The organism is Ruegeria sp. F5 (assembly GCF_056533845.1).
The window spans coordinates 1-12,250 of record NZ_JBQFOU010000020.1 but is presented as its reverse complement, the minus strand read 5'-3'; the positions used below and the strand labels follow the sequence as shown (position 1 = coordinate 12,250).

Below are 12,250 nucleotides of genomic sequence, written 5' to 3'. Positions count from 1 at the left end.
CGTTTCGCGTCAGACCGCCGATTCGGCAAGGTTTTTGTACATATAGGTAGTCGGCTCCAGCCTGTCTTCGAATGGGTTGCGGCAGTAATCCGGGATTTCCCCGGCGATCTGGAACCCAAGGCTCTGGTACAGAATGCGCGACGGATCGCTGCTGCGGGTATCCAGAACCAGAACGGTGCGCCCCAATTCCGATGCACGATCGGTCAGGGCAGTCATCAGCGCCCGCCCAAGCCCGCGCCGCCGGGCCTGCGGATGCACCAACAACTTGGCCACATCCGCCCGATGCGGCTGGTTCGGCATCGGGGCCGGGATCAACTGGACGGTGCCCTGAATGCGCCCCGCGTCATAGAGGACAAACAGGTCCAGCGCGCCTGTGGCCACGCCGGGCCGGACTCGGTTCTGCCAATAGGCGCGGGCATCGTCGGGCGAAAAGGGCAGGATGAAGCCAATGCTGGCCCCGGTGTGAACGCAGGCGTGCAGAATTTCGGTCAGGTCATCCAACGCGCTGTCGAAATAAGCGTCGGTCAGCCGGGTGATCATACCAGCACCAGAATGTAGCGCGCACCGCGCGCGGGGCCGGTTTCAAACCGGGTCGGACCCGACAGGTGATAGCGCAGGCAATCGCCGCCGTTCAGCACATGTGCGGTGCCGTCGACCGTCTGGGTCAACGCACCATCCAGAACGATCAGGTGATGTTCCTGCCCCGGTTTGGGTGGCGTTTCATAGGTGATCACCGTGTCGCGGGGCAGGTGGCATTCCAGAACCTCTCCGTTCAGGCCGGGGGCAGGGGGCGACACGGCGCGGCGGGTAAAGCCGGTCTCGGGGTCGCGCCATTCGGCCTGACGTTCAAAGGGCACTTTGGGGTCGAAACTGTCCTCGACCATCATCAGCAGGCGCGACATCGGCAGGCCGTAGGCGGCGCACAACCTACCGAGGCTTTCGGCGGTCGGGCTGACGTCACCCTTCTCCATCCGCGACAGCGTCGCCCGGCTGATGCCGCTGTGTTCGGCCAGTTGGTCCAGCGACCAGTTGTGCCCCAGACGGAGGTCCTTCAGGCGAGTGGCGAGGCGGTCAGAGAGGGCATCAAGCATGTATCAAATATGAGATTTTCTTTCGTTTACGAGAATAGTATTCGCCAAACATTAATTCTACGCAACGAAAAAGGGGTGCGAACCAGCATCGCACCCCTGAACTGCCCGATATTTCAGCAGGGTTATTTCCAGCCAACCTCGTTAAAGATTTTCTGCGCCTCGGGGATGTTCTTGGCCACCTCGGACAGGTTGACCTCATCCGCTTTGAACTCGCCCAGAGCCTTCACCGACTCGGCCAGTTCAACGCCTTCGACCGCGGGGAACTCGTCATTGCCAGCCGAGAAATACTGCTGCGCCTGATCGCCGGAGAGATACTCCAGGAACAGGATCGCGTTTTCCTTGTTCGGCGCATGTGCCGCAACGCCGCCGCCCGACAGGTTCATATGCGCGCCATAGCTGTCCTGGTTGGGGAACACCCAGCCGATCATGTCACGGTCTGCCGACAGACCCTTGACGTCTTTGCGGATCGAACGGGCGAAGTAATAGGTGTTCGACACGGCGATGTCGCATTCCCCCGAAACGATGCCGCGCAGCTGGTCGGTATCGCCGCCCTGCGGGTCACGGGCCATGTTGGCGACGATGCCTTCGGCCCAGCCCTTGGCCGCATCCGCGCCCTCATGGGTGATGATCGAGGCCAGCAGGGTCTGGTTGTAGACGTTGCTGGACGACCGGATGCAGATCAGCCCCTGATACTCCGGCTTGGCGAGATCGGCATAGGTGGCGGGCGGGTTGGTGACCTTGTTCTTGTTGTAGAAGATGATCCGCCCGCGCTGCGAGAAGCCGAACCATTGATTGTCGGTGTCCTGCAAGTTGGCCGGAACGCGCTCTTCCAGAACGGCGCTGTCGATGGTTTGCAGCACACCGGCCTCTTTGGCGCGGGCCAGTCGCGAGGTGTCGACCGTCAGCATCACATCCGCCGGAGAGTTCGCGCCCTCGGCCTCCATCCGGGCGATCAGCTCATCGGCTTTGCCCTCGATCCGGTTGATCTTGATGCCTGTAGCCTCTTCAAAATCCGAATACAGACGCTCATCCGTGTCGTAGTGGCGCGAGGAATACAGGTTCAGTTCGCCCTCGGCGGCGGCAGAGGTGGCAATCAGCGCCGTCAGGGCGGCGGCAACGCAGGTAGAGGATTTCAGCATCTTTTTGTCCCAACATTGAAGTGCGTGGCGGGTTATAACCCGACTGATTTGGTCAATTAAACGATTCTGCGGGGGATGCAAGGATTTCCGACCAATTTAGTTGGTCAAATGGTCGCTATCGCGAGAAACGACGGTTTCTTGAAAAGAAACCGTCCCTGAAACTTTGAAAGTTTCAGGCGGGACAGGCTGATGGTCGGTGCATGGCTCATCCCGTCCGCCAACAAAAAAACCGCACCCGAAGGCGCGGTTCTTTCAATTCGGTATTGTGCAGTTCTTAGCCCTGACGAGCCTTGAACTTGCGCTGCGTCTTGTTGATCACGTAGACGCGGCCTTTGCGACGCACAATCCGGCAATCACGGTGCCGGTTCTTGAGCGAGCGGAGCGAGTTCTTGACCTTCATTGGTCTGTCTCCAATCTGCGGCGCCTTCATCAAAGACGTGGCCAGCGCCTGGGTTAGCGGGTGCCCCGGAAAACCCGGAACAGTGAAACGATGGTGGGCGGTACAAGGATCGAACTTGTGACCCCTTCGATGTCAACGAAGTGCTCTACCGCTGAGCTAACCGCCCACGAACCTTTGCGTGCCCTGCCCCATAACGAAATGGGGCGCGGATACCCGCGCAGGTAGCGGGGTCTATAAAAGGAGTCGCAAAGGGGTTCAAGGGGTTTGGAAGAACTATTTTCCGGTCTATGTTAGCTGCGAACACGGAGTAATCATGCAGAACGCAGCCTACACACTGGATATGCCCGAAAACCGCAGCTCATGCGCGGTTTTTTCTTCGCCGCATAGCGGGCGCGACTATCCTGAGGCCTTTCTGAAGCGTTCGGTGCTGAATCCTAATGTGATTCGATCCTCGGAAGATGCGTTTGTCGATCAGCTTTTCGCGCCTGCCGCCGATTGCGGCGCGCCGCTGATCAAGGCCGCGATGCCGCGCGCCTATCTGGACCTCAACCGCAGCGCCGATGAGCTTGACCCGGCGCTGATCAGCGGCGCGCGCAGGCATGGGCACAATCCGCGCGTCGCCTCGGGGCTGGGGGTGATTCCGCGGGTGGTGGCAAATGGGCGCGCGATTTATCGCGGCAAGCTGACCATGGACGAGGCGCGCTTGCGCATCGACACCCATTGGCGGCCCTACCACGCGCGCCTGAAATCCCTGCTGGCGGAATCGCACGAGAAATTCGGGCAGGCGATTCTGGTCGATTGCCATTCGATGCCGCATGAGGCCGTGGCGATGGCCAGCGCCGCGCATAGCAAGCGGCCCGAGATCGTGCTGGGTGACCGGTTCGGCGCATCCGCCTCGGCCGAGATTGTCGAGCGGATCGAATCGGCCTTTGCCTCGGCGGGTCTGGCCGTCGCGCGGAATGCGCCCTTTGCCGGGGCTTATGTCACGCAGACCTATGGGCGTCCGGGGCGGCATCAGCATGCGGTTCAGATCGAGATCGATCGGGCCTTGTACATGGACGAGGAAAAGATCACGCCGAATGCCAACTTCATGGCCTTTGCCAATGTGCTGCGGCAGGTGATCGCCGAGATATCCGCCATCGGTGCAGAGCCGGCGCAATTGGCCGCTGAATAAGTTCAGCGCAGCGCCCGCCCCTTCACGATCGCATCGGTTCCGAATTTCCTGCGAATCTCGTCCGTCGCCCGCTCGGCTTGTGACCGTCGCGCCGCACCCGGGTCCAGCAAATCGCCCGAGATATCGGCCTGATCTTCCGGGCACAGATCGGACAACCCGCAGCCCAGCAGGCGATAGGGTCCCTGATCGCCAACCTGATCGAACAATGCGCGTGCGGTCCGGTAAATCCGGTCGGCGATCTGGGTCGCGTCGCGCAGGGACACGCGCCGGGTCAGGATCTTGTGGTTAGCTTTCTTCAGCTTCAGCGTGACAACCCGCCCCGCCAGCCCCTTGGCCTTGGCGCGATCCGAGACTTTCAGGGCCATGCGCCACAGGTGCCCGTCCAGAATCTCGGTGCTCGAGGTGTCTTCGAAAAACGTCATCTCATTGCTGATCGACTTCATCGGTTCGTGGGCCGAGACGCGGCGCTTGTCCTGTCCGCGGGCCAGATGCCACAGGCGGTAGCCCATCGATCCGAACCGGGCGGTCAGCGCTTCCTGATCCCAGCGCAGCAGGTCTGAAAATGTGCGGATGCCAGCTCGGTCCAGCGACTCCTGCGCCGCCGGGCCAATACCCCAGATCAGCCGCACCGGTTTGTCATGCAGAAACGCGGCGGTTTCGGCCTTGCCGATCACCGAAAACCCGCGCGGTTTGTCGAGGTCCGAGGCGACCTTGGCCAGAAACTTGTTGTGGCTCAGGCCGATGGACCCGGTCAGGCCCAGTTCGTCTTTCATCCGCTTGACCAGCCGCGCCAGCATCACCGCAGGCGGCGCGCCGTGCAGGCGTTGCGTGCCCGACAGGTCCATGAACGCCTCGTCCAGCGACAGGGGTTCAACGTCCGGGGTCAGCTCATCCATCATCGCGCGGATTTCGCGCGAGACCTTGGCATAGACCGACATGCGCGGTTTGATCACCACCGCCTCGGGGCACAACTGCAGGGCCTTGAACATCGGCATGGCCGAGCGCACGCCCCTGATCCGCGCTACGTAACAGGCGGTGGATACGACGCCACGCTTGCCGCCGCCGATGATCACCGGCTTGTCCGCCAGATCGGGGTTGTCGCGCTTTTCGACCGAGGCGTAGAACGCGTCGCAATCCATATGCGCAATGGACAGGTCGAACAGTTCGGGATGCGCCAGCACGCGCGGGCTGCCGCAGGACGGGCAGCGCCGCTCATCGTTCAGCGAAGTCAGGCAATCTCGGCACAGACCGGGCATTTGCGTCCACATGCGCAGGGTTCGGGAAACTTCTTATAGCACCCTTTGCGGGTGATCACAGGCCCGTCAGCCGCGCCGGATGTTCCGAAAGAAGACCCCCCGCAACAGGGCGGGGGGAGGTAACGAACCTCAGGAAGAGACGGTTCGTTGGGGAGTGTCTCATCCCCAGAATCGCGCAAAATGCGTGAATGCGATAGCGTGAACACAGCCCATACCTAATGCGGGTTTTGAATGTGTGTTTTCAGGCACAGGGGCAATTTGGCGCGGTGGGCGTGAAAATTGACGTAACGTCAAGAGGTTGCCGCCCGTTCTTGGGCAAATACGGGCTGATTCCCCTGTGCCGTTTAGTGGCGTGTCAAAGAATTTAACTCGTTCAGAACAGCCTCGGCAGCGGCTTTGGGATCGTCTGCCTGATAGATCGGGCGGCCCACAACGATGTGATCGGCCCCGTCGCCGATGGCGCTGGCGGGGGTGGCGACGCGTTTCTGATCGCCCAATGCCGCACCCGCAGGGCGCACGCCGGGGGTCACGATCAGCCGGCCTTCGGCCTGGGGCAGGGCGCGGATCAGGGCGGCCTCTTGCGGGCTGGCGATGACGCCGTCCGCCCCGGCCTCCAACGCGCGGGCGGCGCGTTCGACCACCAGATCCTGCACGTCGCCGTCTTTCAGCAGGCCGGCATCCAGATCGTCGCGGTTAAGCGAGGTCAGGATCGTCACCGCGAGAATTTTCAGGTCCTTGCCCGAAGCCCCTTCCTTGGCCGCCCGCACCACATGCGGGTCGCCATGCACGGTCAGGAAATCCAGATCGAACTGCGCCAGCCCGCGTACGGCGTTTTCGACCGTGTTGCCGATGTCGAACAGCTTCATGTCCAGAAAGATGCGCTTGCCGTGGTCCTGCTTCAGCTCATTGGCCAAAGCCAGCCCGCCACCGGTCAGCATGCCCAGCCCGATCTTGTAAAACGAGACACTGTCGCCCAGCCGTTCGGCCATGGCCAGCCCCTGCAGGGCGTTCGGGACATCGAGGGCTACGATCAGGCGGTCATCGGACATGGGGTGCGCTCCGTTTTTTTGGCAAACGTCTGCGTCCTAACGGGTTCGGGGCGGTCTGTCCATGATCTGGCGACGGTGAACGGGTTCAAGGCGCAGAACGCAGGTTGTGCTATATTGCCCGCAATTCAGGTGAATGATTTGAAAAGGGACAGGACATGAAACATCTGGTTGCACTCGGAATGCTCATCGCACTGGCGGCATGTGATGAGGTCAAGCATGGCGGCGCATCGGATACCGGCGCAGCACCGGCCCCGACCAATGACAATCTGCTGCTGGTGCGCGGCTACCGCTCGGACGACGACTGGTGCCAGTTGACGGGCGAGACAGCCTTTACCGGCGAATTTCTGGACCACACCGCCGATCTTGTTTCCTGCCCCACCGGCAGCGACGCGGAGCAGTCTCTGGTCGATATGTATGACGCGCAGCAGATGGCGGAAACCGGCGGCTACACGGTCTATTCGATCCCGCGCGGATAGGGCCGATTTGTGGCGCTAAGCCTCTTGAACCCGGTCAGATATTTCCCAGATTGAATGTGAGGCTTCGACCGACATGTGCCGCCAGGCGGGCATGTCAAAACGGGGCGCTTGGAAAAGGAGAACAGCATGGACTTGAACAAGTTCACCGAGCGGGCACGGGGAATCGTGCAGGCGGCGCAAACGATTGCGCTGCGCGAGGGGCACCAGAGGCTGGAGCCCACACATATACTCAAGGCATTGATGGATGACGATCAGGGGCTGGCCAGCAACCTGATCAAACGCGCGGGCGGCGCGCCGGGCCGCGTGGTCGAGGCGCTGGATGCCGCGATGGGGAAAATCCCGAAGGTCAGCGGCGATGCGGGCCAGATTTACATGGACGGCCAGACCGCCAAGGTTTTGGACGAGGCTGCAAAGATTGCCACCAAGGCGGGCGACAGTTTTGTGCCGGTCGAGCGGGTGCTGATGGCGTTGTGCATGGTGAAATCCAAAGCCAAAGAGGCGTTGGAGGCCGGAGCCGTATCCGCCCAGAAGCTGAACGAAGCGATCAATGACATCCGCAAGGGCCGCACCGCTGACTCGGCCTCGGCAGAGGAAGGGTATGACGCGCTCAAGAAATACGCGCGCGACCTGACCGAAGCGGCGGCCGAGGGCAAGATCGACCCGATCATCGGGCGGGATGAGGAAATCCGCCGCTCGATGCAGGTTCTGTCGCGCCGGACCAAAAACAACCCGGTTCTGATCGGGGAACCCGGCGTCGGTAAAACCGCGATTGCCGAGGGCATGGCCCTGCGCATCATCAACGGCGACGTGCCGGAATCGCTGAAAGACAAAAAGCTGCTTGCGCTCGACATGGGTGCGCTGATTGCCGGTGCGAAATACCGGGGTGAGTTCGAAGAACGCCTGAAGGCGGTTCTGACCGAAGTGACCGAGGCCGCCGGTGAGATCATCCTGTTTATTGACGAGATGCATACGCTGGTCGGCGCCGGGAAATCCGACGGCGCGATGGATGCCGCCAACCTGATCAAGCCTGCGCTTGCCCGGGGTGAGTTGCACTGTATCGGCGCGACCACTTTGGATGAGTATCGTAATTACGTCGAAAAAGACGCGGCCCTTGCGCGCCGGTTCCAGCCTGTGATGGTCACCGAGCCGACCGTCGAGGACACGATCAGCATCCTGCGCGGCATCAAGGAAAAGTACGAGCTGCACCACGGAGTGCGGATTTCCGACTCGGCGCTGGTGTCGGCGGCAACGCTGTCGCATCGCTATATCACCGACCGCTTCCTGCCCGACAAAGCCATCGACCTTGTCGATGAAGCCGCGTCGCGGTTGCGGATGGAAGTGGACAGCAAGCCAGAGGAACTCGATCAGCTGGATCGCCAGATCCTGCAGATGCAGATCGAGGAAGAGGCGCTGAAGCTTGAGGATGATGCGGCGTCAAAAGATCGTCTGGAAACCTTGCAAAAGGATCTGGCCGACCTGCAGGAGCAATCCGCCGAGATGACCGCCCAGTGGCAGGCCGAACGCGACAAGCTGGCGGGCGCACGCGATCTGAAAGAGCAACTCGACAAGGCGCGGGCCGATCTGGAGATCGCCAAGCGCGAAGGCAATCTGGCAAAAGCCGGTGAGCTGTCCTATGGCATTATCCCAGAGCTTGAGAAGCAGTTGACCGAGGCCGAAAACGCCGAAAGCAACGCCATGATGGCCGAGGAAACGGTGCGTCCCGAACAGATCGCCTCGGTGGTCGAACGCTGGACGGGTATCCCGACCGCAAAGATGCTGGAAGGGGAACGCGAGAAGTTGCTGCGGATGGAAGACGATCTGCATTCCCGCGTGATCGGTCAGGATGCGGCGGTGACTGCCGTTGCCAATGCCGTGCGCCGTGCGCGCGCGGGCCTGAATGATGAGAACCGCCCGCTGGGCTCGTTCCTGTTCCTCGGGCCCACCGGCGTGGGGAAAACAGAACTGACCAAGGCCGTGGCGAATTTCCTGTTTGACGACGACAACGCGATGGTGCGCATCGACATGTCAGAGTTCATGGAGAAACACGCGGTCGCCCGTCTGATCGGTGCTCCTCCGGGCTATGTCGGGTATGACGAAGGCGGTGTGCTGACCGAAGCCGTGCGGCGCCGGCCCTATCAGGTTGTGCTGTTTGATGAGGTCGAAAAGGCGCATCCGGACGTGTTCAACGTGCTGTTGCAGGTTCTCGACGATGGCGTTCTGACCGATGGTCAGGGCCGCACCGTGGACTTCAAGCAGACGCTGATCATCCTGACCTCGAACCTCGGTTCTCAGGCGCTGAGCCAGTTGCCCGAAGGCGCGGACAGCGCGCAGGCACGGCGCGATGTGATGGATGCGGTCCGGGCGCATTTCCGGCCCGAGTTCCTGAACCGTCTGGATGAGACCATCATCTTTGACCGCCTCAAGCGGGCCGATATGGATGGCATTGTCGATATTCAGATGGCGCGTCTGCAAAAGCGTCTGGCCGCCCGCAAGATCGAGCTGGCTCTGGACGATGGCGCGAAGGAATGGCTGGCCAACGAAGGCTATGATCCGGTCTTTGGCGCGCGTCCGCTCAAGCGTGTGATCCAGCGCGCCCTTCAGAACCCGCTGGCCGAGGCTCTGCTGGCCGGTGAGATCAAGGATGGCGAGACCGTTCCTGTAACGGCCGGGGCTGATGGCCTGATCATTGGCGACCGGCTGGGCACTTCGGAACGGCCACGCCCGGATGATGCCGTGGTGCACTGATCTTTAAAAACGGAAAGACCCGCCAAACCGGCGGGTCTTTTAACTTCGCAGATGCAAGAGGGCGGGCTTCTGCGCAAAACTCACGCCTGCCCTGTCAAATCCTGCGCCAACATCATCGCGTTGTTATCCGGATCGTAAAATGTCGCGGTGCTGACCATCCCTTCGATGGTTTCGGTCGGGCCGTCAAAGCGAACCCCTGCGCCTTCAAGCGCGGCGCGGGCCGTGGCGATGTCAGAGATACCAAACACCGGTACAGTGTTCCCGGGCGTAGGTTCCGTCTGTTCACCCAGACCAAGTGTGACCCCATCGGTCTTGGTCAACATCTCGCTCCACCCGGCTTCATCAATGTGATGGATCAGTTCAAATCCAAGTTTCTCGCTATACCAGTGCGCGCTTGCGTGGCGGTCTTTGACGGAAATGGCGAGTGTGATGGTGCTTTCCAAAGAAACAAGGGCCATAGAACTTTCCTTATGTCTAAAAATATGGTAACTATATTTTATGGACATAACGACACTTGTCAAGCTTACATCCCGGGCATGGTCGCTGAACATTCTGGCGCAGTTGCATCACGGTGTCCCCGGCAGGCAGGCGCCTTTGCTGACCGCGACAGGCGCAGGCCGGACGGCCTTTGCCGCAAGCCTTGAGCATCTTGTTGATCTTGGATTGCTTGAAAGGAACCCCGGCCATGGCCATCCCTTGCGCCCCGAGTTCCGATTGACCGAAAAAGGCAGGCAGGCCGCCGCGCTGGCGGCCAGGATCGTTGCGCTGGTCCCCAATGAGGCCGAGTTCACGATGCTCCGCCGCAATTGGACGGTTCCGGTTTTGGCGCTGACGCATCAACCAAGACGCTTTTCAGGTCTCAAATCAGATCTCGGGGCAATTACCGACCGGGCGTTGTCGTCCTCGCTCAGGCAGCTAGAGGGAAAAGACTGGGTGCGGCGTGATATCGACATGTCATCCCGGCAGCCGTTCCCGACCTATCAGGCCGTTAACACCGGGGCCGAGATCAACCGTGCTGTTGGGCTGCAGCTGGGATAAGCGGACCCTAAGTTACAATCTGTTCGCTCAATCGTTACGCCTGTTTCCTTGGCTCTGTGCTATCAGCGGTCTACCTCGTGACCGAGGTGCATATATACGGAGACTTACATGGCGCATCGCTGGACCAACACTTTGACACATGCTGACGTTACCCCAAGGGCGGCGTTTCTGAACCGGCGGCAGGTGATGGCCGGGTTGGCAGGCGTGGGGTTGGCGAGCTTGCCAAATCCGTCCCGGGCGCAGGACGCGCTGGAGCCCAATACCTGGGAAGAGATCACGTCCTACAACAATTACTACGAGTTCGGCACGCGCAAGGACGATCCGGCAAAATATGCCCATACGCTGGTGACTGAACCGTGGAGCATCAAGATCGACGGTCTGGTTGACCGCCCCGGTGACTACCAGTTCGCGGATGTGATGTCCGAGATGACGGTCGAGGAACGCATCTATCGCTTCCGCTGTGTCGAGGCCTGGTCGATGGTAATCCCGTGGAACGGGTTCGAACTGGCCGATCTGCTGAACATGGTGGGCGTGCAGGAGGGGGCCAAATACGTGGCCTTTGAAACGGCGCTGCGCCCCGATGAGATGCCGGGTGTCCGGTTCCCTGTCCTCGAATGGCCCTATCGCGAAGGGCTGCGGCTGGACGAAGCCATGCACCCGCTGACGATCATGGCCACGGGGATTTATGACCGCCCGATTCCGAACCAGAACGGGGCGCCGCTGCGTCTGGTCGTGCCGTGGAAATACGGTTTCAAATCCATCAAGTCGATTGTCCGCATCACGCTGACCGAGGATGAGCCGCCGACAAGCTGGAACATGTCGAACCCGCGCGAATACGGTTTCTATAGTAATGTGAACCCGAACGTGGATCATCCGCGCTGGTCGCAGGCCTCTGAACGCCGCATCGGTGGGGGGCTGTTCGCAAGGCGGGAACCGACGCTGATGTTTAACGGCTACGAGGAAGAGGTCGCGGGCCTTTATGAAGGTATGGATCTGGCAAAGAACTACTAGGATCATGCAGACGGTGAACCAGATACTGCGCCGAATCCCGGTATGGGCGGTTTATATGGCCGGGATTTTGCCTGTGCCCTGGCTGTTCTATCTGGCGCAGACCGGCGGGCTTGGCGTCGAACCCATTGAGGCGCTTGAGCATGAACTGGGCGAACTTGCCCTGCAACTGCTGATCCTGGGTCTGGCCGTCACACCTCTGCGGCGGTATTTCGGGCTGAACCTGATGAAGTTCCGCCGCGCCATCGGGGTTCTGGCTTTCCTCTATGTCGCGCTGCATCTGCTTGTCTGGCTGGTGCTGGATGTGCAGGTGCTGAGCCAGATCTGGGCGGATATCCTCAAGCGCCCCTATATTACGGTGGGGATGGCCGGGTTCCTGCTGATGCTGCCTTTGGCTTTGACCTCCAACAACTGGTCGGTGCGGAAGCTGGGGCCGCAGTGGCGAAGCCTGCACAAACTGGTCTATGGCGCGGCCCTTCTTGGCGGGTTGCATTATGTGATGCTGGCCAAGGGGTTTCAGATCAAACCGTTGATATACCTGACGGTGATCGTCGTCCTGCTGGTCGTCCGATTGCCCGTGCCGCGCCTGTTCACGCGGGTCCGCCGGGCCGATTCCGCCTGAGTCTGCGGTGAGTCTGTGGGCAAGTGTGTGAATAAGCCCTTTGCGGTCGTGATTCCCGGCCTGGGGCTCTGGTTTGATCCCTTGTAATTGGGATCAAACTTGCTGTAACTATATGATAAAAATAAATAAATACTGAAAAATGGAAAAATATCGCGTTTTCCTGTTTTTCCTCTTGCGGCTATTGTTGGTAAACCTTAGAACCCCCTTCACCGGCGCTGCTGAGGCGGTTGCTGGGTTGCTGGAGACGGCGAG

At 60.6% G+C, this 12,250-nt stretch carries 13 protein-coding genes and 1 tRNA gene; 6 read left to right on the top strand and 8 right to left on the bottom strand.

Going from position 1 to position 12,250, the window contains the following annotated elements:
- Window positions 1-9: 9 nt before the first annotated feature.
- The 5 genes from ACR0K1_RS21450 to ACR0K1_RS21430 all read right to left on the bottom strand — a co-directional run bounded on the left by ACR0K1_RS21450 (window position 10) and on the right by ACR0K1_RS21430 (window position 2,796).
- Window positions 10-540, bottom strand: coding sequence for an N-acetyltransferase family protein (locus ACR0K1_RS21450; RefSeq protein ID WP_480851825.1), 531 nt, complete (start codon window positions 538-540; stop codon window positions 10-12).
- On the bottom strand, window positions 537-1,091 hold the full coding sequence (locus tag ACR0K1_RS21445) for a helix-turn-helix domain-containing protein (RefSeq protein ID WP_480617048.1): 555 nt from the start codon (window positions 1,089-1,091) through the stop codon (window positions 537-539). Before ACR0K1_RS21445 ends, ACR0K1_RS21450 begins: the two co-directional genes overlap by 4 nt.
- A gap of 122 nt (window positions 1,092-1,213) precedes the next feature.
- Entirely contained in the window at window positions 1,214-2,230 is a 1,017-nt protein-coding gene (locus ACR0K1_RS21440; RefSeq protein WP_480617049.1) for a Fe(3+) ABC transporter substrate-binding protein, read from the bottom strand.
- Between the two features lie 274 nt (window positions 2,231-2,504).
- A complete protein-coding gene (gene ykgO, locus ACR0K1_RS21435; RefSeq protein WP_008755722.1) occupies window positions 2,505-2,630 on the bottom strand; it encodes a type B 50S ribosomal protein L36 in 126 nt (41 codons plus the stop codon).
- Window positions 2,631-2,721: 91 nt separating this feature from the next.
- Window positions 2,722-2,796, bottom strand: a tRNA-Val gene (locus tag ACR0K1_RS21430).
- A gap of 147 nt (window positions 2,797-2,943) precedes the next feature.
- Between ACR0K1_RS21430 and ACR0K1_RS21425 the strand changes: the two genes are divergently transcribed.
- Window positions 2,944-3,804, top strand: coding sequence for an N-formylglutamate amidohydrolase (locus tag ACR0K1_RS21425; protein ID WP_480617050.1), 861 nt, complete (start codon window positions 2,944-2,946; stop codon window positions 3,802-3,804).
- A 2-nt stretch (window positions 3,805-3,806) separates the two neighbouring features.
- Here the strand turns inward: ACR0K1_RS21425 and ACR0K1_RS21420 are convergent, their stop codons facing one another.
- Together ACR0K1_RS21420 and pyrF are read right to left on the bottom strand one after the other, a co-directional pair.
- On the bottom strand, window positions 3,807-5,060 hold the full coding sequence (locus ACR0K1_RS21420) for a DNA polymerase IV (protein WP_480617059.1): 1,254 nt from the start codon (window positions 5,058-5,060) through the stop codon (window positions 3,807-3,809).
- 344 nt (window positions 5,061-5,404) lie between these two features.
- The gene (gene pyrF, locus ACR0K1_RS21415) at window positions 5,405-6,109 is read right to left on the bottom strand and encodes an orotidine-5'-phosphate decarboxylase (protein ID WP_480851824.1); all 705 of its coding nucleotides are present in this window, start codon (window positions 6,107-6,109) and stop codon (window positions 5,405-5,407) included.
- A gap of 155 nt (window positions 6,110-6,264) precedes the next feature.
- On the opposite strand from pyrF, the gene ACR0K1_RS21410 reads away from it, so the two are divergent.
- Both ACR0K1_RS21410 and clpB read left to right on the top strand, forming a co-directional pair.
- Window positions 6,265-6,585, top strand: coding sequence for a hypothetical protein (locus tag ACR0K1_RS21410; RefSeq protein ID WP_480617052.1), 321 nt, complete (start codon window positions 6,265-6,267; stop codon window positions 6,583-6,585).
- 126 nt (window positions 6,586-6,711) lie between these two features.
- A complete protein-coding gene (clpB, locus tag ACR0K1_RS21405; protein ID WP_480851823.1) occupies window positions 6,712-9,330 on the top strand; it encodes an ATP-dependent chaperone ClpB in 2,619 nt (872 codons plus the stop codon).
- A gap of 80 nt (window positions 9,331-9,410) precedes the next feature.
- Here clpB and ACR0K1_RS21400 read toward each other — a convergent pair whose 3' ends face one another.
- Window positions 9,411-9,788, bottom strand: a complete 378-nt coding sequence (locus tag ACR0K1_RS21400) for a VOC family protein (RefSeq protein ID WP_480851822.1) — start codon at window positions 9,786-9,788, stop codon at window positions 9,411-9,413.
- A gap of 40 nt (window positions 9,789-9,828) precedes the next feature.
- Here ACR0K1_RS21400 and ACR0K1_RS21395 point away from each other — a divergent pair, with 40 nt between their 5' ends.
- The 3 genes from ACR0K1_RS21395 (at window position 9,829) to msrQ (ending at window position 11,998) form a co-directional block, all read left to right on the top strand.
- A complete protein-coding gene (locus ACR0K1_RS21395) occupies window positions 9,829-10,368 on the top strand; it encodes a winged helix-turn-helix transcriptional regulator (RefSeq protein WP_480617055.1) in 540 nt (179 codons plus the stop codon).
- A 108-nt stretch (window positions 10,369-10,476) separates the two neighbouring features.
- Window positions 10,477-11,379 carry a protein-methionine-sulfoxide reductase catalytic subunit MsrP gene (gene msrP, locus ACR0K1_RS21390; protein ID WP_480617056.1) on the top strand — a complete coding sequence of 301 codons (903 nt, stop codon included), beginning with the start codon at window positions 10,477-10,479 and terminating at the stop codon, window positions 11,377-11,379.
- A gap of 4 nt (window positions 11,380-11,383) precedes the next feature.
- Window positions 11,384-11,998 carry a protein-methionine-sulfoxide reductase heme-binding subunit MsrQ gene (msrQ, locus tag ACR0K1_RS21385; RefSeq protein WP_480851821.1) on the top strand — a complete coding sequence of 205 codons (615 nt, stop codon included), beginning with the start codon at window positions 11,384-11,386 and terminating at the stop codon, window positions 11,996-11,998.
- Window positions 11,999-12,250: the final 252 nt, after the last annotated feature.

What these genes read in the sequence shown, in the direction of transcription:
- ACR0K1_RS21450 (WP_480851825.1), bottom strand. Translation starts at nt 540, where the DNA reads ATGATCACCCGGCTGACCGACGCTTATTTCGACAGCGCGTTGGATGAC.
- ACR0K1_RS21445 (WP_480617048.1), bottom strand. Translation starts at nt 1,091, where the DNA reads ATGCTTGATGCCCTCTCTGACCGCCTCGCCACTCGCCTGAAGGACCTC.
- ACR0K1_RS21440 (WP_480617049.1), bottom strand. Translation starts at nt 2,230, where the DNA reads ATGCTGAAATCCTCTACCTGCGTTGCCGCCGCCCTGACGGCGCTGATT.
- ykgO (WP_008755722.1), bottom strand. Translation starts at nt 2,630, where the DNA reads ATGAAGGTCAAGAACTCGCTCCGCTCGCTCAAGAACCGGCACCGTGAT.
- ACR0K1_RS21425 (WP_480617050.1), top strand. Translation starts at nt 2,944, where the DNA reads ATGCAGAACGCAGCCTACACACTGGATATGCCCGAAAACCGCAGCTCA.
- ACR0K1_RS21420 (WP_480617059.1), bottom strand. Translation starts at nt 5,060, where the DNA reads ATGCCCGGTCTGTGCCGAGATTGCCTGACTTCGCTGAACGATGAGCGG.
- pyrF (WP_480851824.1), bottom strand. Translation starts at nt 6,109, where the DNA reads ATGTCCGATGACCGCCTGATCGTAGCCCTCGATGTCCCGAACGCCCTG.
- ACR0K1_RS21410 (WP_480617052.1), top strand. Translation starts at nt 6,265, where the DNA reads ATGAAACATCTGGTTGCACTCGGAATGCTCATCGCACTGGCGGCATGT.
- clpB (WP_480851823.1), top strand. Translation starts at nt 6,712, where the DNA reads ATGGACTTGAACAAGTTCACCGAGCGGGCACGGGGAATCGTGCAGGCG.
- ACR0K1_RS21400 (WP_480851822.1), bottom strand. Translation starts at nt 9,788, where the DNA reads ATGGCCCTTGTTTCTTTGGAAAGCACCATCACACTCGCCATTTCCGTC.
- ACR0K1_RS21395 (WP_480617055.1), top strand. Translation starts at nt 9,829, where the DNA reads ATGGACATAACGACACTTGTCAAGCTTACATCCCGGGCATGGTCGCTG.
- msrP (WP_480617056.1), top strand. Translation starts at nt 10,477, where the DNA reads ATGGCGCATCGCTGGACCAACACTTTGACACATGCTGACGTTACCCCA.
- msrQ (WP_480851821.1), top strand. Translation starts at nt 11,384, where the DNA reads ATGCAGACGGTGAACCAGATACTGCGCCGAATCCCGGTATGGGCGGTT.